This window comes from Pseudomonas entomophila (genome assembly GCF_013523125.1).
In the GTDB taxonomy this organism is placed as follows: Bacteria; Pseudomonadota; Gammaproteobacteria; order Pseudomonadales; family Pseudomonadaceae; genus Aquipseudomonas; species Aquipseudomonas entomophila_B.
In genome coordinates this window covers 24250-45500 of record NZ_JAAMQJ010000032.1, presented here as the reverse complement: position 1 = coordinate 45500, position 21251 = coordinate 24250, and the positions used below count along the sequence as shown (strand labels likewise).

General features: G+C 63.9%; 22 protein-coding genes. 3 read left to right on the top strand and 19 right to left on the bottom strand.

From position 1 onward, the window contains the following. Positions 1 to 3 precede the first annotated feature (3 nt). Both sdhD and sdhC read right to left on the bottom strand, forming a co-directional pair. Positions 4 to 372 (bottom strand): succinate dehydrogenase, hydrophobic membrane anchor protein, encoded by a 369-nt coding sequence (gene sdhD, locus G7007_RS15950; protein ID WP_181103181.1) that lies wholly within the window; start codon positions 370 to 372, stop codon positions 4 to 6. After that, positions 366 to 740 carry a succinate dehydrogenase, cytochrome b556 subunit gene (sdhC, locus tag G7007_RS15945; RefSeq protein ID WP_085987431.1) on the bottom strand — a complete coding sequence of 125 codons (375 nt, stop codon included), beginning with the start codon at positions 738 to 740 and terminating at the stop codon, positions 366 to 368. Before sdhC ends, sdhD begins: the two co-directional genes overlap by 7 nt. A 363-nt stretch (positions 741 to 1103) precedes the next feature. Between sdhC and gltA the strand changes: the two genes are divergently transcribed. Next, positions 1104 to 2396 carry a citrate synthase gene (gene gltA / locus G7007_RS15940; protein ID WP_181093634.1) on the top strand — a complete coding sequence of 431 codons (1293 nt, stop codon included), beginning with the start codon at positions 1104 to 1106 and terminating at the stop codon, positions 2394 to 2396. Between the two features lie 84 nt (positions 2397 to 2480). Here the strand turns inward: gltA and G7007_RS15935 are convergent, their stop codons facing one another. From G7007_RS15935 to G7007_RS15875, 13 genes are all read right to left on the bottom strand, one after another. Further along, the gene (locus tag G7007_RS15935; protein ID WP_181103179.1) at positions 2481 to 4058 is read right to left on the bottom strand and encodes a (2,3-dihydroxybenzoyl)adenylate synthase; all 1578 of its coding nucleotides are present in this window, start codon (positions 4056 to 4058) and stop codon (positions 2481 to 2483) included. Beyond that, positions 4055 to 5320 (bottom strand): acyltransferase, encoded by a 1266-nt coding sequence (locus G7007_RS15930; protein WP_181103177.1) that lies wholly within the window; start codon positions 5318 to 5320, stop codon positions 4055 to 4057. Before G7007_RS15930 ends, G7007_RS15935 begins: the two co-directional genes overlap by 4 nt. Then, positions 5317 to 6513 (bottom strand): beta-ketoacyl-[acyl-carrier-protein] synthase family protein, encoded by a 1197-nt coding sequence (locus tag G7007_RS15925; protein WP_181103175.1) that lies wholly within the window; start codon positions 6511 to 6513, stop codon positions 5317 to 5319. Before G7007_RS15925 ends, G7007_RS15930 begins: the two co-directional genes overlap by 4 nt. A 13-nt stretch (positions 6514 to 6526) precedes the next feature. Next, a complete protein-coding gene (locus G7007_RS15920) occupies positions 6527 to 8317 on the bottom strand; it encodes a non-ribosomal peptide synthetase (RefSeq protein WP_181103173.1) in 1791 nt (596 codons plus the stop codon). 28 nt (positions 8318 to 8345) lie between these two features. Beyond that, positions 8346 to 9194, bottom strand: coding sequence for a metal-dependent hydrolase (locus tag G7007_RS15915; RefSeq protein WP_181103171.1), 849 nt, complete (start codon positions 9192 to 9194; stop codon positions 8346 to 8348). 37 nt (positions 9195 to 9231) lie between these two features. Further along, positions 9232 to 10656: an isochorismate synthase gene (locus G7007_RS15910; RefSeq protein WP_181103169.1), complete on the bottom strand. Its 1425-nt coding sequence runs from the start codon at positions 10654 to 10656 to the stop codon at positions 9232 to 9234. Next, positions 10653 to 10964, bottom strand: a complete 312-nt coding sequence (locus G7007_RS15905; protein WP_181103167.1) for an isochorismate lyase — start codon at positions 10962 to 10964, stop codon at positions 10653 to 10655. The genes G7007_RS15910 and G7007_RS15905 overlap by 4 nt, the downstream gene beginning before the upstream one ends. A gap of 61 nt (positions 10965 to 11025) precedes the next feature. Then, on the bottom strand, positions 11026 to 12018 hold the full coding sequence (locus tag G7007_RS15900; protein ID WP_181103165.1) for a Rieske 2Fe-2S domain-containing protein: 993 nt from the start codon (positions 12016 to 12018) through the stop codon (positions 11026 to 11028). Positions 12019 to 12022: 4 nt separating this feature from the next. Continuing rightward, a complete protein-coding gene (locus G7007_RS15895; RefSeq protein WP_181103163.1) occupies positions 12023 to 13006 on the bottom strand; it encodes a beta-ketoacyl synthase N-terminal-like domain-containing protein in 984 nt (327 codons plus the stop codon). Further along, on the bottom strand, positions 13003 to 13455 hold the full coding sequence (locus G7007_RS15890) for a 3-hydroxyacyl-ACP dehydratase FabZ family protein (protein WP_181103161.1): 453 nt from the start codon (positions 13453 to 13455) through the stop codon (positions 13003 to 13005). Before G7007_RS15890 ends, G7007_RS15895 begins: the two co-directional genes overlap by 4 nt. After that, positions 13452 to 13754 carry a phosphopantetheine-binding protein gene (locus G7007_RS15885; protein ID WP_181103160.1) on the bottom strand — a complete coding sequence of 101 codons (303 nt, stop codon included), beginning with the start codon at positions 13752 to 13754 and terminating at the stop codon, positions 13452 to 13454. The genes G7007_RS15890 and G7007_RS15885 overlap by 4 nt, the downstream gene beginning before the upstream one ends. After that, a complete protein-coding gene (locus tag G7007_RS15880; protein WP_181103158.1) occupies positions 13751 to 14542 on the bottom strand; it encodes an alpha/beta hydrolase in 792 nt (263 codons plus the stop codon). Before G7007_RS15880 ends, G7007_RS15885 begins: the two co-directional genes overlap by 4 nt. Further along, positions 14535 to 14783: an acyl carrier protein gene (locus tag G7007_RS15875; protein ID WP_181103156.1), complete on the bottom strand. Its 249-nt coding sequence runs from the start codon at positions 14781 to 14783 to the stop codon at positions 14535 to 14537. The genes G7007_RS15880 and G7007_RS15875 overlap by 8 nt, the downstream gene beginning before the upstream one ends. Before the next feature lie 382 nt (positions 14784 to 15165). On the opposite strand from G7007_RS15875, the gene G7007_RS15870 reads away from it, so the two are divergent. Further along, the gene (locus tag G7007_RS15870) at positions 15166 to 16164 is read left to right on the top strand and encodes an aromatic ring-hydroxylating oxygenase subunit alpha (protein ID WP_181103154.1); all 999 of its coding nucleotides are present in this window, start codon (positions 15166 to 15168) and stop codon (positions 16162 to 16164) included. A 41-nt stretch (positions 16165 to 16205) separates the two neighbouring features. Next, entirely contained in the window at positions 16206 to 18200 is a 1995-nt protein-coding gene (gene asnB, locus G7007_RS15865) for an asparagine synthase (glutamine-hydrolyzing) (RefSeq protein ID WP_181103152.1), read from the top strand. A gap of 11 nt (positions 18201 to 18211) precedes the next feature. Here asnB and G7007_RS15860 read toward each other — a convergent pair whose 3' ends face one another. The 4 genes from G7007_RS15860 to G7007_RS15845 form a co-directional block, all read right to left on the bottom strand. Further along, complete coding sequence (locus G7007_RS15860; protein ID WP_181103150.1) at positions 18212 to 18817, bottom strand: START domain-containing protein; 606 nt, start codon at positions 18815 to 18817, stop codon at positions 18212 to 18214. 32 nt (positions 18818 to 18849) lie between these two features. Beyond that, complete coding sequence (locus G7007_RS15855) at positions 18850 to 19104, bottom strand: YkgJ family cysteine cluster protein (protein WP_181103148.1); 255 nt, start codon at positions 19102 to 19104, stop codon at positions 18850 to 18852. 112 nt (positions 19105 to 19216) lie between these two features. Next, the gene (locus G7007_RS15850) at positions 19217 to 19726 is read right to left on the bottom strand and encodes a hypothetical protein (RefSeq protein ID WP_181103146.1); all 510 of its coding nucleotides are present in this window, start codon (positions 19724 to 19726) and stop codon (positions 19217 to 19219) included. A 61-nt stretch (positions 19727 to 19787) separates the two neighbouring features. After that, on the bottom strand, positions 19788 to 21230 hold the full coding sequence (locus G7007_RS15845; RefSeq protein WP_181103144.1) for an aminotransferase-like domain-containing protein: 1443 nt from the start codon (positions 21228 to 21230) through the stop codon (positions 19788 to 19790). Positions 21231 to 21251 lie beyond the last annotated feature (21 nt).

The window sequence follows — 21251 nt, the reverse complement described above, 5'->3', positions numbered from 1 at the left end:
GAATCAGATACCCCAGAGAATCTGTACGCCCCAGACGAAGTACGCGAACATCGCGATACCACAGATGGCCTGGGCCAGGAAACGCACCGCCGTCGCCGACTTGCCGATCGCCAGCGGCGTCAGGTAGTCGGTAGTGACGGTCCACATGCCGACCCAGGCGTGCGCGCCCAGGGCCACGAAGGCAAGCAGACTGAAGATGCGCATCAGGTTGCCCGAGAACAGCGCATGCCATTGGGCGTAGTCGAGCCCAGGGTGCGTGACCAGGTAGCCGAACAGAAAAATGAAGTACGCCGCGAGAACGACCGCCGAAACACGTTGCGCCATCCAGTCGTAGAGGCCCGAACGCGACAGGTTGGTGACGTTGGTTACCATATCCAGACTCCCGCCAATACGCACAATACCAGGGAAATGGCGACGATGAGCTTGGAGCCCAGTCGACCACCTTCGAGCGTTTCACCCACGCCCATGTCCATGATCAGGTGGCGAATGCCGGCCACCAGGTGATACAGCAAGGCGGACAGCAGACCCCAGGCGATGAACTTGGCCAGAGGGCTGCTCAGGTAACCCTTCACCTCGGCAAAGCCTTCTTCGGACTGCAGCGACGTGCTCAACGCGAAGAGCATGAAGCCGAGGCCCAGGAAGACGATGATGCCGGATACGCGGTGAAGAAATGAGGTTACAGCAGTGATCGGGACTGTGATGGTCCTTAGGTCTAGGTTTACAGGTCGTTGGCTTTTCACGGCTTTTTTCACACTGAAGAGCCCCTAGCGAACAGGGCAAGGTTGTTGGTAAGTGTACTGGTCAGGTACCCACCACCCAGGGAACGGCGACCCCCAGCGGAACGGGCTTGCTAGCCCCTGGCGGTCGGCTGTCGAGTATAGACAGTTAGGTTACTAATGACAACGTGGCGGCCTAGCCCGAAGAGCGCATTGCCTTTACTCGGCAAATGGCGTAAATGGCCGGCAATTTCGTGAAAAAACCTTGCCGCACAAGGGTTTCAACCTGTCTTTAGGCAAATTGACAATCGGATTTATCCCTCTATAGTGATGCGGGCCCTGCGTGGGGGGCTGTCTGATGATTTCAAGCATTGAATAGGAGGCCGCATGGCTGACAAAAAAGCGCAGTTGGTCATCGAGGGCGCAGCCCCCGTCGAACTGCCCATTTTAACCGGCACCGTTGGTCCCGATGTCATCGACGTCCGCGGGTTGGGGGCGACGGGTCACTTCACCTTCGACCCGGGCTTCATGGCGACGGCGTCGTGCGAATCGAAGATCACCTACATCGACGGTGACAAGGGCATCCTGCTGCACCGTGGCTACCCGATCGAGCAACTGGCAGAGAAGTCCGACTATCTCGAGACCTGCTACCTGCTGCTCAACGGCGAACTGCCCAACGCCGAGCAGAAGGCCCAGTTCGTCAGCACGGTGAAGAACCACACCATGGTGCACGAGCAGTTGAAGACCTTCTTCAACGGCTTCCGGCGCGACGCCCACCCCATGGCGGTGATGTGCGGTGTGGTCGGCGCGCTGTCGGCGTTCTACCACGACTCGCTGGACATCAATAACCCGCAGCATCGCGAGATCTCCGCGGTACGCCTGGTCGCCAAGATGCCGACCCTGGCGGCGATGGTCTACAAGTACTCCATGGGCCAGCCCATGATGTACCCGCGCAACGACCTGACCTACGCGGAAAACTTCCTGCACATGATGTTCAACACCCCGTGCGAGATCAAACCGATCAGCCCGGTGCTGGCCAAGGCGATGGACCGGATCTTCATCCTCCACGCCGACCATGAGCAGAACGCCTCCACCTCCACGGTCCGCCTGGCCGGCTCGTCCGGTGCCAACCCGTTCGCCTGTATCGCCGCCGGCATCGCCGCGCTGTGGGGCCCGGCGCACGGCGGTGCCAACGAAGCGGTGCTGACCATGCTCGATGAAATCGGCGATGTCTCGAACATCGACACCTTCATCGCCAAGGCCAAGGACAAGAACGATCCGTTCAAGCTGATGGGCTTCGGCCACCGGGTCTACAAGAACCGCGACCCGCGCGCCACCGTGATGAAGCAGACTTGCGACGAAGTCCTGGGCGAGCTGGGCATCAAGAACGACCCGCAGCTGGAACTGGCGATGCGCCTGGAAGAGATCGCCCTGACCGATCCGTACTTCATCGAGCGCTCGCTGTACCCGAACGTCGACTTCTACTCCGGCATCATCCTCAAGGCGATCGGCATTCCGACCAGCATGTTCACGGTGATCTTCGCCCTGGCACGTACCGTCGGCTGGATCTCGCACTGGAAGGAGATGCTCTCGAGCCCCTACAAGATCGGGCGTCCGCGCCAGCTCTACACGGGCGAAGCGCAGCGTGACATCCTGCCGCTGGAGCAGCGCAAAGGCTAAGCGTCACGTCGCAGCCAAAAAGGCCCGCACAGATGACTGTGCGGGCCTTTTGCTTTGCGTCTGCGGTCGACGGGACATGCCCGGTCAAGCGTAGGTCAGCGCCAGCCGCTTCTTGTCGATCTTGCCGACAGCCGTCAGCGGCATCTGTTCCAGCACCACGACGGCATCAGGGTACTTGAAATCGGCAAGTCCGAGCGAGTGCAGATAATCACACACCTCTCGGCGGGTAGGCGGCGCGCCCAGTGGGCGAATGAAATAGACGACCCGCTCGCCCAGCTGTCGATCCTCGAATCCGACCACGGCGCATTCGCCGATTCGCGCCCAATCGACCATCAGCTTTTCCATGTCGGACGGCGAGTACTTTTCCCCACCTCGGTTGATCTGCTCCTTGATCCGCCCCACCACCGTCACGTTGCCCGCCTCGTCCAGGCAGACCAAGTCGCCGGTACGATAAAAGCCCTGTTCATCGAAGGCTGCGGCATTCACTTCAGGCCGCGCATGGTACCCCCGGATGGTATAAGGCCCACGCACGTGAAGCTCGCCCACGGTACCGGGCGCTACCCTGTCGCCCTGCTCGTTCACGACTCGCAGTTCGTCGAAGGGCGACAACGGACGACCCTGGGTGTCGCGCTTGGCACGTTCGTCATCCTCGGGTCGGTTGAAACACAACAGGCCTTCAGCCATGCCATAGATGTGCTGCAGCTCGCAGTCGAGCAGCGTTTTCAGGCGTTGCGCCGACGTTTTCGAGAAACGTGCCGCACCGACCTGTACCAGCGTGAGCGCGTCGAAGCGCTGCCCCGTCATGTCCAGGTACTCGATGAGCAACTCGGCCAGCGAAGGCACCAACGACGTCACCGTGATGCGCTCATTGTGCAACACATCGCACAGTTGCAGGATATCGGGCTGTGCCTGCAGGTGGACTTGCCCACCCGCCGTCAGGACGCCCAGTACGCCAGGGCAGCCGAGCGCGAAATTGTGCGCCGCAGGCACCACGCACAGATACCGGCTATCGGCGTTCAAGCCACAGGCCTGCGCCATGGCCGTGATGTTGTAGGCATAGTCGGCATGCGTGCGCGGAATCAGCTTGGGCACCTGCGTGGTACCGCCTGACAACAGGAGGAACGCCACGTCGTCCGGTGCGGGCGTAACAGCCGTCAGCCGCTCGCCTGACTGTCGCCAGACAGTCTCGGGAATGTCGTCCAGGTACACCACGCCCGTTTCGGGCAGCCCGTTTTCGCACAATGCGTCGGCCAGCACCGAGTAGGCGAAATCACCGAGCTGGCGTTGGGCAATGTACATCCTGGCCTGTGCGACGTCCTGAAGCCCGATCAGTTCGTACTGACGGTGTCCCGGCAGCGCCAGGACCGCTACCGCACCCAGCTTTATGACGGCGAACAGCGTCACGAAGAAGCCCGTGCCATTGGGCAGTTGCACGATGACGGTGTCCTCGGCACGCAGGCCTCGTGCACGCAGGTCGATCGCCAGGGCATCGGAACGCTCCGCAAGCTGGGCATAGGTCAGGGTGCCGTGCTCGTCCTTCAGGGCGAGACGATCGCCATAGCGCGTTTTCCACTGCTCGAGACAGTCGACCAGGGTGGTCGCCGGCAGCGCGCCCAGGCCCAGGTAATGCGCGAAGGTCGCGGGATCGACATGGGATTTCATGACTGGAGTTCCTGGTTGAAACGGTCGCGGAAACGGTGCAGGTGGGATTCGGGGAGGTTGACCTTGACAGTCAGGGCGCCTGGGCGGGACAGGCAAGGGAAGAACTGTACGAAACGCAGCGGGTCGTGCATGGGCACATCGACGTGCACAGGCGCGCCCTGCCCCAGGTCGAACCGTTGCCAAGGCATGCCCGTCAGGTTGTTGAACAGCACCGAATGGCCATACAGGCTTTCGTAGAGGGGTTGCAGCAGGTAACGGCCCTGCCCGCCTGACTCCACTTGCGCGCAAATGGCCTGCAATTCCTCTTGCAGGGTGTCGCTGTCGAGCACACGAGCGGTCGCCGCGTCGCGGATGTGGCTCGCCAGTTCGGCCAGACCGGCTTCACGCACCTGGCCTGCGCGCAGTGCCACGGTGGGGTAGCACAGCAGATTGCCGACCTGCGCCGGACTCATGTCCATGAGCTGTCGCGCGTCATAGACCGGATAGAGCGCTGTACGCTCGCCTGCTTCGAGCGTGTCGGTCATGACGATCAGGCGCCACAGGTAACCGATCAGGTAGTCCTGGCGCATGAAGCCTGGACAGACGCAACCTTCCAGCAGACGATCGATATCCGCCTCGTGCAAGGTAAAGGCGCCCTCGGCGAAGACGGGCGATTGCTGCACGGCGTCGGGGTATTGCCAGCGGTCGACCAGGGCGCCTTCTGGCACCGCGCCGGGAGCCGCCTGGAACGGCTCGAACACCGGTAGACGCACCGGCGTGCCCCGCCCCTGGCAACACTCGGCCAGCCGCTCGAGGAACTCGAAGAAGGTCGTGCCATCGCTCAGACCGTGCCATACGCTGAAACCGATCACCGTCGCATCGTCGAAAACGCTCAGGCGAATCTGCAGCAACGGCTGCTTCAAGCTGGTCTTCGAGCGTCGATGCTGTTCACGGCGCGTCCGGTCACAGAAGGGATCGAACTGATCGTACCGCCCCATCAGCACACCGTCGGGCAGCATGCCCGAGACCCGGACCTGCTCCAGGCGCGCGCCCTCGTTCCCCCCGCTGACGACCATGCCCTGGTCCAGGGTCATCTTGCGCCCGGCGAAATAGGGATTGAGGTCCAAGGCCTTGGCCAGGTGTTCGGCGAAGACGCCACCTTCGATGCAATAGGGGTACACGAGCAGGTAGTCGGCCCAGGACTCGACCATCCTGTCCAGACCACTCAGGCGCCACGGTTCTCGCTGGCAGCGCCCACGCACCTCGAACACGTGCGTCGTCATGCGCCCACCCCAGCGTCGACGCTGGAAAACACCAACGACACGTTCTGCCCGCCGAAACCGAAGGAGTTGGACAACACATGGGTCAGCGCGACCCCGCTCTGCGCCTGACCGGCGACACGCACGCCCTGTGCGTCCAGGCTGCCGTCGTAATGCAGCGTCGGTGTCACGGCGTCATGCATCAGGCTCAGCACCGAGACGGCAGCCTCCACGACACCCGCAGCATGCACCGTATGCCCCACCATGGACTTGACCGACGTCACCCAGGGTCGATGCGCGAACAGCTCGGCGATCACCAGCGCCTCCATCCGATCGTTCTCCGGCGTGCTGGTGCCATGGGCGTTGATGCAGTCTATGTCACCCAGTTGCAACCCGGCGCGCTCCACGGCAAGGCGCATGCAGTCGCGCATGCCGCTGCCGGTCGGATCGCCCTTGGTACGGTGGACGTTGTCGGTCGTGCTGGCGCACCCCGAGAACCGCGCCAGGACCGGCGCCAAGCGTGCCGCTGCACTGGCTTCGCTTTCCAGGATCAGGCAGGCACCGCCTTCGCCGATCACGAAGCCATCGCGGTCCTCGCTGAACGGCCGGCAGGCCGTTTCGGGCGACTCGTTGCGGGTGGACAGCGCCGACAGGTTGTTGAACTTGGTCACGGTCTCGTCATAGATCGAGCTGTCCGACGCCGCCACGATGACTCGCTCGGCCAGCCCATGGGCGATGGCCTCATACCCCAGTTGCAGCGCCGAAGCGGAAGACGCGCAGGCTGTGGCGACGACGGCGGGGTATTCGCGCAACTGATAGGCGCGGGCGAACTCACTGCTGAGCGACTCTTCCGACGACAGCGCGAAGAAGGCGTTGTCGGTACGTGGGTGCGCCTGGTCACGCAAGCGCTGGGACCAGTAGTACATGCCGTTCGGCAGGCTGTAATACATCCGATCGAAGCCCGCTTGCCCACTGCTGGCGGTGGCTTCGGCCACGACTTCGCGCAGGTAGGTCTCGATGACCACGCGCGGGTTGGGTTCGTGCTCGAAACGCTCGTCGACTGCGGCGAAACGCGTACGAATCGACCCGGGCGCCAACCGCGCGCTGTACTGGATATGGCTGGCGCCGGCCATCAGGGCTTGCCAGTTGGTGTGCGTGCCGCGCCCGAGCGACGTGCTCAGGCCCAGCCCGGTGACAACCACGCGATGTGTGTTCATAAGGTCCTCGATGTCAGAGATAGGTGGCCACATGGGCGATGGTCGGCTGGCTGAGAAACGCGGTCATGTCCAGGCGTACGCCACACTCGCGCTCGACCAGTTGCACGAAGCGGATGGCGAGCAACGAGTTGCCGCCCTGGGCGAAGAAATCCATGTCGGCATCGGTCACGGTCACTTTCAACAACCGGGCGAACAATTGCGCCACTCGCGCCTGCTCGGCACTGAGGCTCGCCTGCACCGCACGCGGTGCCTGCGACAGCGCCAGGAGCGCGCGCTGGTCGACCTTGCCGTTGGTAGTCAGGGGCAGTCGATCGATCACCACGACCCGCTGCGGCCTCATGTACACCGGCAGCGCCTCGACCCAGGGCGCGATGCGCGCCAGGGGCGTGGCGTCCGGTTCGCCAGGGTGAGCGGATGCGTACAGCATGAACGCCACCAGCAACTGGCCGTCAGCGTGCCCCGTCAGCGAATCGGCCAGCACCACCGCCTCGCGCACCGTAGGGTCACGCTTGAGGTTGGCCTCGATTTCCGCCAGCTCGACACGCTGCCCGTTGATCTTGACTTGCGTGTCCATCCGCCCCAGGTACAACAGGTCGCCTGAGGCGTCGCGCATCACCCGATCGCCCGTCCGGTAGAGCCGCAGGGATTCGCCTTCGGGCGACCGCCAGGTGGGGAAGCGACGCGCGGTTTCTTCCGCACGCCCGGCGTAGCCGTTGGCCAGGCAGACGCCGGCCAGGCACAGCTCGCCCTCGGCGCCCTCGGGCATCACCTGCAACTGTGCATCGAGCACGAAGGCCTGCACGTTCGCGATGGGCTGACCGATCGGTACACGGCTCGGCCACTGATTCAAGGGACGCGTGCTGTGGTACTGGGTGACGACATGGGTTTCGGTGGGGCCGTAATGATTGATCAGTTCGCAACCACACCCCTGCAGCCAATCGATGATCTGCGGCGTCAATTGAAGCGCCTCGCCCGCCGAGATCACCTGACACACGCGCGCCTCGGCACCCACTCGACGCTCGTGGGCGATGGCCAGCGCCTGCAGCACCGAGTAGGGCAGGAAACAGCGCTGTACCTCGTTGGCCTGGATGAACGCGTAGAGCCGGGACAGGTCTTGCCGTACGTCGGGCGGCACGGTATGCAGGACACCTCCGCAGGCCACCGCGCTCAAGACTTCCTGAACCGAGACATCGAAGCCCGGCGAGGCGAACAGCAGGGTCTTCAGTGGCTGGGTGAAGGCGCCACCGCTTTCGAGCTGATGGTCGATCAAGTTGCACAGGGCGCGCCGCGTCATCTCGACACCCTTGGGTTGCCCCGTGGAGCCGGAGGTGTACAACAGATAGGCGGGTGCCGCCTCGTCGAACACCCGCTCCGCCAACGGGGTGCGCTGCGTGGAGTGCTCACCTTCGATCCGCCACACGGGTAACGAACGCTCGCCTCGAAACACGTCGTCGGCCTCGCTCTGGGCATCGACCAGGACACAGGCCATCGCACAATCGTCGATCATGTAGCCGCGACGCGCCGCTGGTAGCGTCGGGTCCAATGGGACGTAGACCATGCCGGCACGGAAGATGGCCAGCATGGCCAGCACACCCCAGCGCCGCTCGCCGACCTGGACACCGACCCGCCAGGGTCCTTCGCCCAGCCGGTCGACCAGCTCCGCAGCCAGCTGCTCGACGCGCCGATCCAGCGTTTCGTAGCGCCAGCACTCCCCTTCCCCGATCAGGGCCGGCGCCTTCGGCGTACGCTGAGCCTGAAGGCGCAGATAGGCAGCCAGGTCGCGGCCTGCTTGCAACGTGTTCATGATGACGGGCTCCTTGCCACGTAGGCGGTCAGGTGAAGGCCTGCTCGAGATGGCTGGACACCTGGGCGATCAAGGCTTCGTTGTCATGATCCCAGGGGTGGAAATCGGGTCGATAGAAATCTTCGACATGCACCATGAGCGCCGTGAGAAGCCCATGTTCGCCGTGCAGGAACGGGGTTTCGCGCAACCATTGGCGGATCTCGCGGGGCCGTCCACCTTCCATCCGGTACATCTGGCAGGCGGTGAATTCCAGGTTCTTGGCCAACTGCACGACCGTGCTGCGCATGACCTGGTCGAGGAACGCCTTGTCGGCGCAGGTGCACGCGTACACATCGAACGCCACCGCCTTGTGCTCGACCTCCTCGACCGAGTGCCACAGCCAGAAGTCGCGCACCACCGGGTCGGCCTGCGCCAACCAGCGTGGTTCGCTGATCAGCAGGTGCGAGACGATGGCGGTGAGGTGCTCCATGCACACGGTCGTGGCCAGTAGCAAACGCGGATCGGCGTGCTCGCACAGGTATTCGTTATGGTCCTTGTACGTCGCTTCGATCGGTTCGAGCTGATAGCCCCGGTGCTCGCAGACCCACCGGTTATACCTGACGTGCTCCTGCGTATGGGAGGACTCCTGCTTGAAGAACACCTTCACCGCGTCACGCAGCACCGGATCAGCAAGCTGATCGAGGTAGTGCCGCAGCGCCTTGATGAACAGGCGCTCCCCACTGGGCAACGGAATCGACAGCGCATTGGCGACGATGGTGCGGAAACGATCGTCGCCGTACCAGTTCCCGACCAGTGCCGCCTTCAGATCGAAGGGGTAACGGCGTACGACCATGGGGGCGTGGTGGCGATGGGCGCTCACCGTAGGGTCCATGTGCATCGAAGGTGTCCTCTTGACGCGGTCAGCGGGCGAATCATCATGCCGGCGTGGCACTGGGCGTGGGTTGCGGCTGCGACTGCAACGCCTTGAACATGCCGGACAGCTTCAGTTGGGTTTCCTGAAACTCTGCCTCAGGGACGGAGTCGGCCACCACGCCGCAGCCGGCGAACAGGTAGGTGGCGTGAGCGCGGACCAGCATCGAGCGCAAAGCGACGACGAAATCGCCCTGGGCGTGCTCATCCATCCAGCCCAACGGGCCTGCGTACCAGCCGCGGTCCAGCCCCTCGTGCTCGCGAATGAACGACAATGCGGGCGCCAGCGCCAGGCCGGCCACCGCAGGCGTCGGGTGCAACTGCTCGACCACGTCCAGCACGCCGACCTGCTCGTCTAGGCCTGCCTGTAATGGGGTGGTCAGGTGCTGCAACGTGGCCAGCCTGCGCAGTTGCGGAGGGTCGATGGCCATGGCGCGGCCGCCCAGTCGCTTCAGGCCCTCGACGATCGTGCGCACGACCAGGTCGTGCTCCTCGCGCTCCTTGGGCGAGTCCATCAAGGCTTGCCCGAGCTGCCGATCGGTCTGCGCATCGCTACCGCGCGGGGCCGTGCCTGCCAAAGCATGGGTGTGGACCACACCCCGCTCCAGGTGCGCCAGGCGCTCGGGGGTCGCACCGAGAAAGCAACTGCGTCCACGGCTCACGGCGAACACATGGGCATCGCTGTCGCGTGTCCGCAAGCGGCGCAACACGCTGGCCACGTCGATGGGCGCGGTATGCGTGCGCTGAACATGACGCGCCAGCACCACCTTGCGCAGATCACCCGCGCGAATGCGGCGCACCGCCTGGTCAGCCATGGCCTCCCACGCCCGACGCGGCATCGAATCACGGTCGGCCTCCAAGGCCAGATGGGCACTGAACGGCGGATCGAAGGCGGGTTCGCCCAAGCAGGCCAGCAGGCCGCGGCGCTCGTCGATCAGCGCTTCGATGTCGCTGTCCTGGGCGACCCGGGCCTGCAGCAGCAGCCAGGCGTTCTCGGCCTGGCAGGACCATTGCACGGCGTGCAGGGTCATGACGGCGGCGGGGAAATCTTCCCAGTGCGGCGCACGCTGCGACAGCGGATCGAAACGCGCGCCCCCCATCAGCAGGGGGCCGACGTCGCCCTCCTGCACGCGGTCTTCCAACCAGTGTCGCCACTGCCCGCCCATGGCGCCCAAGGCAGTCTCCGGCCGCTCGCGCAGTTCGGCGGCGCAGCCGACACCGAACAGCAAGCGATCGGGCGCCCGCGTGTCGAGCAAGGCATAGGTCAGCTTCGAGGCTTCGGCCCTGGCGACACAGGCGTATGCATCGGGGCGTGGAGTCGCCAGCGCCAGGCTCGCCAGGACGGGTTGCCCTCGCGAGGTCGCACGCTGGCGCGCCTGCTCGAGCAGGCCGCGCCAGGCGTCCCAGCCCTTCTCGTCGACCCCCATCATGAGGCCTGCTCCTGCCGTTGGCTCTGCCAATAGGCCATCTGCTGACGGATGTACCAGTCGATCAAGCCACTGAAGAGCTGCTCGACATACTCGGGATCCAGCCCGGCGTCGGCAGCCCACTCACGCCGCTGCGGCAGCATGCGGGCGACGCGATCCGGCGCCGGAATGCTCTCCAGATCGGGCTTGAAGCGCGACGCGGCCTTGACGTACTGCATGCGCAGCCCAAGGCGCTCGATGATCTGCCGATCGAGGGTATCGATGCCCACGCGAACATCCGCGAGCCCTTGGCACTCACTAGGGGTTTTCATTGCTCGTTTTCATCCTTGAACGACGATCCGCCCGTGGCGGTCGAGGGTTGAGAGGCCGGGCCTACGCGTAGAACTGGCGCGCCCAGGCCCGGAAGTGACGAATCGGACCATCGACCCGACTCAGCGGCGGGCGCTCGATGTAGACCTTGTGCTCCCAGATGTCGAAATCCTTGGCCAGCTCGCTGGTCAGCCGCGGCACCAGGTACTTGACGAGCATCCGATCCTTGCGCACATCCCCGGTCTGCTTCACCGAGACGGTCATGCGAATGTCGATCCGCCCGTCGGCCACCGGCGTCACGTACAGGAAGCTGCGAAACGCCAGCTTGCCGTCGTCGATCTGCACCTGCACGCGGTGCAGACCCAGCGCATCGAGCACCACCTGCGCGACGGCGATCGAAGGCTTGCCGCTCAGCTCGCTGGCGCTGATCGACGTCCACCGCGCCAGGGCACCTTCGAACCGGACATCGTTCAGCTCGCCAATGGCCTGGGCGCCATGCACCGTCGTGAAGTGGGCGACGTCGACGCCGTTTTCCGCGATGTCCTGCACATGCGCACGCAAATTCCAGGCGCAGTCCGGGCCGTGCATCGGCGGCGTCCACCCCTGGTGATCGGCCTCCAGCGGCGTCCATACCGGGGGGTTGCCCTGGGCATTGAACCAGGCTTGCAACATCCCGCCTCTCACCACCGTAGGCCATTCGCGCAGACCGACCTTCATCGGCCCGTCCACGAACGGAATCTTGCTGCAGCGCCCGCGCCCGTCGTATTCCCAGCCATGGAATGGACAGCGCACGTGCTCGCCCTCGACGACGCCACCGTAGCCCAGGTGTGCGCCCAGATGCGGGCAGTGCGCGTCATAGACCGCCAGCTTTCCCGAAGCCGTGCGAACGATGACGATATCGCGATCGCACAGCCGTGCCGGGGTGATGGAAGACGGTTCGAGATGATCGACCCACGCCACGGCATACCAGCCTTGCGGGGAAGCGCTGAACGGGAATCGCTCTGCCGGTACAGACCGTGCGGCAGGCACGACGGAGGGGATGATCGGTATGTTCATGGCGTCAGAAGACCTCGAGCACAAAGGTCTCGTAACGCTCAGCGCCGATCTGCGTGAGCAACAGCGCACGGCGCGGCCCCACTGCCGGCTCGGCGCGCAGCGCCACCGCGGCCAGGTAAGCCTGGACCGAAACGGTCGCTTCGTGCAGTTGACCCATCAGGTGCCCGACGTCCAGCACGGGCACGTCCACGGTCAGCGACTGCGTCCACCCTCGCCCAGCCGCAAAGCCATGACTGACCAGCAGACTTGCCTCGCAGCTGACCAGCCGATCGGCGAGCTGGTCGCGGGTGACCGGGCCCGTTCGGGTCAGGCTGGCGATCGCGCCTGTTGGCTCGCGCTCGAGCACCAGGCAGCAGGCGGCCGTGCCGAATACGCCCAGCGCTTGTGCATCGGGGCCTGCCAGGTATTCATCGTGCATCGACTGGTCGCCATTGAAGACGCCGCCGACCAGGATGCTGCACGTGCGCTCGGTGGCAAGTTTCTCCAGCGCATGGATCATGGCCTGCGCGGAAGCAGCCGCCTCGCCGACGAACGTCAGGCTCTCGCCCTTGAGCGCCAATAGCATGGCGATGTTGGCGGCATACAGGTTGGGCAGTTCCGCCAGGAAATGCGTCGGACGCAGGCGCGCCAGCTCCTGGTTGATGTCGAACGATGCGTGCTCGGCACCTTCGAGGATCGCCGCATCCACGGCATCGTTGCGCTCGCCGATCTTGGCGGCCATGTACAGGTCGCAGCCCTGACGCGCCTCGGCGCTTAGTCCGGCCTCTTCCAGGGCCAACCCAGCGGCGCAGACCAGCATCTTCTGCCCGTTGCCCATGGCATTGAGGTCGCGGACCTTGGTCACGAAGCGTTCCAGGGGAAACGCCGGCAGCGGGACCTTGCCTCGAACCACCGGCGCCTGGGGCGGCAGTGAATGCGCGTCGCCCAGCCTCATCGCGCCGCCGCTGTGGACGATACCCATGCCCTTCACGTAACAGGTGTTGATCATGCGTGCCTCTCGATACGCGCCAGCACGGTGCGCTGGAGCGACTGACGAAGGATGTCGTTGGGGAAGGGCATGAGCCGCAGCATCCACTGCGCTTTCGCCACCACCTGGTCGCGCGTGAGCACGCCCTCGCAGACCAGGTAACCCTCGGCGCGGTGGACGATGCGTACCTCGCAGCTCAGTCGTTCGCCCGGCGCGACGAAGCCGGTGAACTTGGCCTGCTTCACGCTGATCAGGAACGCCATGCCCGCAAAGTCCGACGACAACAGGTACAAGAACCCGCTGGCCTGGGCCATGAGTTCGACCATCAGCACGCCGGGCAGGATGGGATGGCCGGGAAAGTGCCCTTCGAAGACCGGCGCTGCAGCCGGGACGTGGCTGATACTGTGCAGCGACGTCCAGGGCTCCCACGTCACGACCTCGTCGATCAACAGGTTCTGTTCGATGTTCATGCGCCGACAGGTGCACCGACGACGATGCGATGGATGGCCGTCACGAAGTCGCTCAGGGTGTGTCGGTTCTTTTCACCGTTCGGCGCACTGGCCGACCATTGTTCCAAGGGAAACTGGATTTTGTAGGTGTCTTCGATTTCGAACACGATATCGAGAAAGTCGACGCTGTCGATACCCAGGTCCTGGGTCAGGCTCGTGTCATCTTGCAAACGCTCGATACCCAAGTCGGTCACATCGCAATATTGCAGGATGATCTTCTCAACGGTGTCACGTACGTGTTGGACGGTAGGCTGGCTCATTGAATTACTCCCTGTGATCTATCAGTCATGGAATCGGCGAGAAATGCCACAAGACATTCAAGCAGTGGTCTATTTCGGAAAACACCCGCATGACCAAGCCCTTGCGTTTGTAGATAACGCGACAGTGGCCAGGCGTCGTGCAGTACTTTGCCGCCCGCGTCCAGTTCGATCACCGGATCGTCTTCGTCATGGTGAATCAATACGGACTGCGTCAAGGTTTTGCACAGCTCGATCGGCGAGTACGCCTGACGCCATGTGCTGCCGAAGGCCTGGTCGATCTCCTCTGCCAGGTCATCGAAGGTCAACCCTTGGGCCTGCTGCAGTTCGAGGAAACGCTTGAAGACATAATCCTGCGTGGCCGCCGGGGACAGGCACACCAGTTGCCGCGCGGGCAAGCCTGCATTCAGCGCCTTCATCGCCCAGCCACAGGCCATGGAATGGGCGACCACCGCGGCAGGCGTGGCGTAACGCTGCATGCCCACCAAGGCCTCCCAGATGTAGCGCGACGGAATGAAACGTCCGTTCGGGTCGTGCGAAGGAATATCCACGGCCATGACGCCACGACCGGCGCCACGCAGGCACTCGATCAACGCGCCGAACTGCGTCGCGCTGCCATTGGCGCCGTGCACGCACAGGACCGGGGCCGGGCCCGTCCAGACATGCGTACGCACTTCCAGGTCGCCCACCACGAAACTGTCGGTCGTGGCCTGCTCGAACAACGACGCATAGGCACGCGGCACACGCATCGGCGCGGGCCGTGAGAGGGCCGGAACCGCCACCTCAGGCATGCGAAGCCTCCGCACGGGCCATCACGATGAAGCGTGCCTGCTGCTCGATGGTCTGCAAATCGGGGTAACGCGCCATGTCCAATCGCACGCCGAATGCGCCCGTACATTGCATGAACAGTCGCATCAGGGTCAGAGAATTTCCACCGGCCTGATGAAATGCCGTGGTGTCGTCGAAGGGCTCATCTGGCAACAGAGCGCTCCACAGCGCCCTGAGTTTCAGGCGCACTGAAGGTTCATCCATGACGCGTGGCTCCTGCAAGCAAGACGTGCCGGCACATCGAATGTCCAGGCATTCGAAACCGTGCGTGCGGCCCGCCCGGTAAATGGGCTGGAGCACTCGAGAAAACAGCGGCGTGCCACGTCAGACTGCCATGAACCGACATCCTGTCGACGGGGAGCGAGCGCTTCGTCCTGAAGTGCTGTGTACGATCTTTCTTTACTTCATCAGGATTTCCAAAGCGCTGTCAAGCGCCTCCAACGTCGAAAAAAGACGGCCCGCACACAAGACGAACTTCCATGAAAAGTGCGTTGCAACGCGTGAGCATATCCACTAGGCTGGCCCGCTCGAAAAAGCGCCCCGATGGAACGGGTTATCAAAAACGTTATTCAAGGATGCACGTGCCATGGACTTTGGCTGGAACAAGATTTCGCGTTTCTTTCATCCCGTCTGCGCCGAAGAGGCTGTACGCGACACGCCGATCAGTGTGGAAGTCGGTGGCTTCAAGATCGTCCTGTTCCGTGATCAGGCGCGTCGCCTCGTCGCCATGCCGGACCGCTGCCCTCACCGCTTCACGCCGCTGTCGATGGGCCGCGTGAACGAGCAAGGGCATCTCGAGTGCCCGTACCATGGCTGGAGTTTCGATGCCCAGGGCCAAGGGCATATCCCGGCCATGCCCGAGTCGCGCAAGTGCAAGATCGAGGTCCTTAAGACCTTCACCCGCCACGGCGTGATCTGGGTCGGCGGCCCCGATGCCGAGCCACTCGACGACTTCGCCGACCCGGCCTACACCTTCATGGGCCAATTCCCGGTGGTCTTCGACTGCCCGCTGCACGTGGCCCTGGACAACTTCTCCGAAGACGAGCACTTTCCCTACGTGCACCAGACCTTCGGCTGGGACCGCGAGGGTGCCAAGCACGTCGAATACGAGTTCGAACAGGATGAGCACAGCACCCTGAACTACTACCGGGGGCCCATTCGCAAGTTTCCGTTCATGTTTCTGACTGGCGTCAAGCCAGGGGACATCTCGCACAATCGCTTCCACACCTTGTTCAACCCGGTGCGCAGCACCTACGAGTCCTGGGTGACGTGCAAGACTCGCCAGACCGACATCGGAGGGCACGTCAAGACCACGATCTTCTTCGTGCCCAACGCGGCCAACCGGACCACGCTGTACAGTTTCGTTTATGCCCAGGCCAGCGACCGCAAATCAGCGTTTTTCCAAAAGCACTTCCGCTCGTTCATGCTGCGTTTCATCAAGAAGGAATTCGAGGCCGATGGTGCGTTTTCCAGCCAGCTCGCGCACCTGCCGTATGCTTTGAACGGTGCGCGGCTGGGCAAGTATGACAAGCCCTTGGTCGTGCACCGCAGAATGCTCGAGCAGATCTACCTCGGCGACGCTTGACGCCTCCGGTTCTTTCGCCACAAGCCCATGAGGAGCACAGGATGTGCGGAATTTTTGCGTCTGTCGGTCATGCACTCGAGCAGGTCGACCTTGAGGCCGCGCTGACGGCATTGACTCACCGTGGACCAGACGGACGCGCCGGATATCGCGACCCCGAACACGCGGTAGTACTGGGTCACACCCGGCTTTCGATCATCGACCTGGCCACCGGCGCGCAACCCCTGTTCAGTCAGGACGGCCAGAAGGTGCTGGTCTGCAACGGCGAAATCTATGACCACGCCCGCCTGCGCGCCGAACTCATGGCCGATGGGTTCACGTTCGCGACCGGGTCCGATTCGGAGCTCATCCTGTACCTGTATGAGCGTGACGGCCTGGATTTCACCCGTCACCTGCGCGGCGAGTTCGCGTTCGTGCTGCTGGATCGACGGCTGGGCCGCGTGGTCGCCTGCCGTGACCGCTTTGGCATCAAGCCACTGTTCGTGCATCAGGCGCCTGAGCGTCCCGGTGGACTGCTGTTCGCCAGCGAGGCCAAGGCGCTTTTCGCCAGCGGGCTGGCCGCAGCGTCCATCGATCCGGTCAAGCTGCGAGACATGCTCAGCTTCGTGCCCATGGACAGCCCGTTCGAACATGTCAGTGTCGTCGCGCCCGGCCACTGCCTGGTGGTGGACCTCGAGACCTTGAAGTGCGAGTCGATCCCCTATTGGCCGCTCGACCTGTTGCCCGAGCCCCTGCCGACGACCTGTAGCGAAGCCGATCTGCGCCAGACCCTGCGCACTCATCTGGAAGAAGCCGTGGCGCTACGGCTGCAGGCCGACGTGCCTGTCGGCGTCTACCTGAGCGGCGGCCTGGATTCCACGGCAGTGGCCGCCCTCGCCGCGCAGTTGCGTGACCAGCCCATCGACGCGTTTTGCATTTCCTTCAGCGATCACGCCGAGTTCGACGAGGCGCTGATCGCCGAACGCACCGCACGCCACCTGGGCGCACGCTTTCACAAGATCGAGTGCACGCGCGAGGACCTGCTGACCCACCTGGAAGACAGCCTCTGGTTCTCGGAAACCCCCGCCGTCAACTACAACGGGGTGGGCAAGTTCCTGCTCTCCAGACTCGCCCGCCAGCATGTCACCTGCGTGCTCACCGGCGAAGGCGCGGACGAGGCGCTGCTGGGGTACGGCTACTTCAAGGCCGAAGGACAAGGCTTGTCCAGCCATGCCTACGGGCGCCACGCCGAACGTGCACGCCCGAAACGTTCCAGCGGCGCCAGCGAATTGGACGATGCCTTCGGGTTCGTCCCGCAGCCGGAAATGGCCGAGCTGTTCGCCCCGGCCGCCCAGAATACGCTCAACCGCCTGTTCGCGCCTCGCCACCGCCGACACCTGAACCTCACCTCACCCCTGCATGCGCTGCGTCGACGCCTGGACCGGGCCGAGCTCGATCGCCTGCCCTTGTTGAACAAGTTGCAGACGTTCAGCATCCGCGGCCTGCTCAGCCCGTTCATCCTGGCGAACCTGGGCGACCGCCAGGAGATGGCGCATTCGATCGAGGGGCGTACGCCGTTTCTCGACCATCGGCTGTTCCAGTGGCTGGCCAAACTGCCGAACGAATGGAAGCTGCGCGGTAACGTGGAGAAGTACCTGCTGCGCGAAGCCGTGAAAGACATCATTCCCGAAGAGGTGTACAGCCGCCGGAAGTGGCCTTACATCACGCCGCCACTATGGGTGCGCAAGCGCTCGGGCCCTGCCATGGCACGCCTAATCGAAACGTACCTGAGCAAGGATGCCTTGGCAGCGGCCGGTCTGTTCGCGCCAGGTACGGTACGCATGATGCTGCTGGCCGTCAGGACCGGCCTGGTGCCAGGCAGGGTGCGTGAGAAGCTCAACAACCTCCTGTTGTTCATCTTGAGCGTACAGATCCTGGAAAAACAGTACGTGCAGCACTTTGGCCACCACCTGCAGACCAAGGGCCAGGCCGCCCGACCTGGCGCTGGGTCAGGCACGGCGGCTGTCGATGCAGCCGTCCGTGCATCGAACGTTTCTTAGCCTGCACGCCTTCAGGGGCGCTCGGCGCGCGCCCTGAGGTGCTTCAACGTATTGAAAGGCGCCTCGACCACGAACTTGTTCGCCAGCCACGACGGCACGCTACCGCCCGGCTCGGTGTGCACCTGGTAGGTGACTTCGGTCGCATTGCCCTTGGGCACCAGTTTCCAGAAGCCCTTGACCTCGGCCACACGGACGAACCCCTTCTCGTCCGGCACATAGGTCGGTTCGCCCGTCAGGGTACGCGTCAGGCTACCGTCGGCCCCCTGAGTGGTGACCACATGCACCACCGAGTCACGCGGCGTGACGGGCCATGGGGTATTGAAGCGGCTGTAGGTCCAGCTCTGGTCGCCTTCGTGCTTGAGCAGCTTCTGGGACTGGCATTCATGGATCCAGGCGCAGGCACCCACCACGTCTTCCTGCAGCGCACGCACCTTGGCCAAGGGCGCCTTGATCAGGGTCACGCCGCGGTAGGCCTTGTATTTGGACCCCGACACTTCGCTCAGCGACACCTGAATGCCCTCCTCGTCCTTGGCCACTTTCCAGTCTGCGGCCCAGGCGACGGGCACCATCGACAGCCCCAGGGCAACCACCAGCGCGACTCGCGTGAAAGATCTCATCGTGTTGTTCCTTTTATCGAAGATCTGAGGGTTCACGCCGCCGTCATGCGCTCCAGCCAGCTGATGATCCTGATCGCCTCGTTGCGGTCGCTGCCGCACACCTCGGCCTCGGCCTTGAACCCGCCGCACACCGCCGGCCGCTCGGGCAATCCGAACAGGCCACAGAGGTTCTCGGGCGACAGGTGCAGGCAGCGTTCGCCCGCCGGCTTGCCCTGCGGCATACCGGGAATGGGCGAACTGATGGAGGGTGCGATGCAACACGCACCACAGCCTTGACGGCAGATCATGGAACACGACTCCTGGAACAGGACGGGACGTCCTGGGATAGTAACCGGCGAAACGGGCGTTTGACATTGCCCGTACCGGGAAAAGGGGAATGACCGAGCAGTCAGTTTTGCCTCACTGACGGAACTGGAATTCGATGGCCGCGCCCTCGACGTCGCGCTGACTGTCGTTGCGCAATTGTAGCTGCATTTCGTTGCTGATCAGGCGCCCGTTGAGCTGGAACGCGCTGTCCTGGGAAGGGTTTTCCGGGAACATCGCCGGCAGCAGGGCCTTGCCCTTGGGGGTATTGTTGCCCACGGCAGGCTCGAGCTCTTTGACCATTTCCTTGGGGATGCTCAGGTCCAGAGGCGCCTTGGCTACCGGGGTAGCCACCGCCTTGCTCTGCACGGCCTTGCGCCTGGCCTTCTTGGTCCGCGCCTTCTTCGCCGCCGCGCTCGCCTTGCTCGGCTTGGCCGCTGGTTTGGCGGCCGACTTGGACGACTGCGCAGCCGGACGCGCCTGGGCCTGGCCCTGCTTGCCGTCGGCATCCGAGGCAGCACTGGCCTGCGCGGCCTGCGTCACGCTCACCGCACCCAACCCGCAGATCAGCCCCACCACCAGCGCGAACAACCGAATACGTTTCATGGGCACCACAACGTCTTTGCCTAAATCTGGATGCTGGCCGTTTGCCGTCCGGCTGGCAAGCCTAAACCGCCAGTGCCATGGACTCTGTACACAGTTGCCGGGCCAGCATCCCCAATGTCACGAGCGCGCGTTCGGCCTCGCGGTTCCAGGGAATACCGCAGTTCAGACGGATGCAGTGGTTGAATTGTTCAGTATTACTGAAGATCAATCCCGGCGCGATGCTGATGCCCTGCTCCAGCGCGCGTACGTGCAGCTCTTGGGTATTGACCCGGCCCGGCAGGCTTACCCACAGGATGAACCCGCCGGTGGGCCGGGTCATCTGCGTGCCGTCGGGGAAGTACTGCTGGACGGCGAGCTGGTAGGCGCTCAGGTTCTTGCGGTACTCCTGACGGATGTAGCGCAGGTGCCGGTCGTAACCGCCGTTCTCCAGATACGCCGCCACACCCATCTGCGTCACGCTGCACGCCGAATGGGTGGTGAAGGTCTGCAAGCGCTGGATGTCGTCCTGGTAGCGGCCCGGCACCATCCAGCCCACGCGCACGCCGGGCGACAGCGTCTTGGAGAAGCTCGAGCAGTAGATGACCCGGTCGAGCCGGTCGTAGGCCTTGAGCGCCTTGCTGCGCCCTTGCTCGAACATCAGCTCGCCATAGATATCGTCCTCGACGATCTGAATGTCGAAGTCCGAGGCCAGGCGCAGCAGCTGCTTCTGCCGCTCTTCGGGGATGGTCCCCCCGAGCGGATTGCTCAGCCGCGCGGTCAGCACCAGGGCCTTGATCGACCATTGGTTGGCCGCCAGCTGCAAGGCTTCGAGGCTGATGCCGGTGGACGGGTCGCTGGGGATCTCGATGACCTTCAGGCCCAGCAGGTCGGCCAGCTGCAACAGGCCATAGTAGGTCGGGGACTCGGCTGCGATCAGGTCGCCCGGCTTGGTCAGCACCCGCAGCGACATCTGCAGGGCATCGACGCAGCCATGGGTCACCACGATCTCCCGCGGGTCGACCAGGACCCCGGCGTCGCGCATGCGAATGGCGATCTGCCGACGCAGCGGCTCGTAGCCGGGGCTGAACATGTAGCTGAATGCACGGGGGCTGTGGAACCGGGTGACCTTGGCCAACTGCTGGTGCAGCGCGCGCACGGGCAGGTAATCCACATGGGGCACGGCGGCACCGAAGGCGAAGACACCGTCGCGTCGCGCTTCGGCCAGCACCTGCTGGATGATACTGGCGCGCGTCACCAGCCCAGGCCGCTCGACCCGGGCGATGTCCGGGGTCGGCGCGGTCAGCGCAGGCGTCTGGTGCACGTAGTAGCCTGATTGCGGCCGCGCCCGGATCAAGCCCTGGTCTTCGAGGTTGGCGTACGCCTGCAACACCGTGGCATGGCTGACGTTGAGCTGCGCGCTCATCTTGCGCACCGACGGCACCCGCTCGCCTGGACGATAGACACCACGGCGGATGTCGTCCGCCAGTTGCTGGGCGATGCGCTGGTAGAGCAACAGGTTGGTCATGGCAATGTCTCGATGCGCAGG

Bases quoted from the DNA above. Each gene is read 5' to 3' on its own strand.
- sdhD (WP_181103181.1), bottom strand. From the start codon at position 372: ATGGTAACCAACGTCACCAACCTGTCGCGTTCGGGCCTCTACGACTGG.
- gltA (WP_181093634.1), top strand. From the start codon at position 1,104: ATGGCTGACAAAAAAGCGCAGTTGGTCATCGAGGGCGCAGCCCCCGTC.
- G7007_RS15935 (WP_181103179.1), bottom strand. From the start codon at position 4,058: ATGAAATCCCATGTCGATCCCGCGACCTTCGCGCATTACCTGGGCCTG.
- G7007_RS15930 (WP_181103177.1), bottom strand. From the start codon at position 5,320: ATGACGACGCACGTGTTCGAGGTGCGTGGGCGCTGCCAGCGAGAACCG.
- G7007_RS15925 (WP_181103175.1), bottom strand. From the start codon at position 6,513: ATGAACACACATCGCGTGGTTGTCACCGGGCTGGGCCTGAGCACGTCG.
- G7007_RS15920 (WP_181103173.1), bottom strand. From the start codon at position 8,317: ATGAACACGTTGCAAGCAGGCCGCGACCTGGCTGCCTATCTGCGCCTT.
- G7007_RS15915 (WP_181103171.1), bottom strand. From the start codon at position 9,194: ATGCACATGGACCCTACGGTGAGCGCCCATCGCCACCACGCCCCCATG.
- G7007_RS15910 (WP_181103169.1), bottom strand. From the start codon at position 10,656: ATGATGGGGGTCGACGAGAAGGGCTGGGACGCCTGGCGCGGCCTGCTC.
- G7007_RS15905 (WP_181103167.1), bottom strand. From the start codon at position 10,964: ATGAAAACCCCTAGTGAGTGCCAAGGGCTCGCGGATGTTCGCGTGGGC.
- G7007_RS15900 (WP_181103165.1), bottom strand. From the start codon at position 12,018: ATGAACATACCGATCATCCCCTCCGTCGTGCCTGCCGCACGGTCTGTA.
- G7007_RS15895 (WP_181103163.1), bottom strand. From the start codon at position 13,006: ATGATCAACACCTGTTACGTGAAGGGCATGGGTATCGTCCACAGCGGC.
- G7007_RS15890 (WP_181103161.1), bottom strand. From the start codon at position 13,455: ATGAACATCGAACAGAACCTGTTGATCGACGAGGTCGTGACGTGGGAG.
- G7007_RS15885 (WP_181103160.1), bottom strand. From the start codon at position 13,754: ATGAGCCAGCCTACCGTCCAACACGTACGTGACACCGTTGAGAAGATC.
- G7007_RS15880 (WP_181103158.1), bottom strand. From the start codon at position 14,542: ATGCCTGAGGTGGCGGTTCCGGCCCTCTCACGGCCCGCGCCGATGCGT.
- G7007_RS15875 (WP_181103156.1), bottom strand. From the start codon at position 14,783: ATGGATGAACCTTCAGTGCGCCTGAAACTCAGGGCGCTGTGGAGCGCT.
- G7007_RS15870 (WP_181103154.1), top strand. From the start codon at position 15,166: ATGGACTTTGGCTGGAACAAGATTTCGCGTTTCTTTCATCCCGTCTGC.
- asnB (WP_181103152.1), top strand. From the start codon at position 16,206: ATGTGCGGAATTTTTGCGTCTGTCGGTCATGCACTCGAGCAGGTCGAC.
- G7007_RS15860 (WP_181103150.1), bottom strand. From the start codon at position 18,817: ATGAGATCTTTCACGCGAGTCGCGCTGGTGGTTGCCCTGGGGCTGTCG.
- G7007_RS15855 (WP_181103148.1), bottom strand. From the start codon at position 19,104: ATGATCTGCCGTCAAGGCTGTGGTGCGTGTTGCATCGCACCCTCCATC.
- G7007_RS15850 (WP_181103146.1), bottom strand. From the start codon at position 19,726: ATGAAACGTATTCGGTTGTTCGCGCTGGTGGTGGGGCTGATCTGCGGG.
- G7007_RS15845 (WP_181103144.1), bottom strand. From the start codon at position 21,230: ATGACCAACCTGTTGCTCTACCAGCGCATCGCCCAGCAACTGGCGGAC.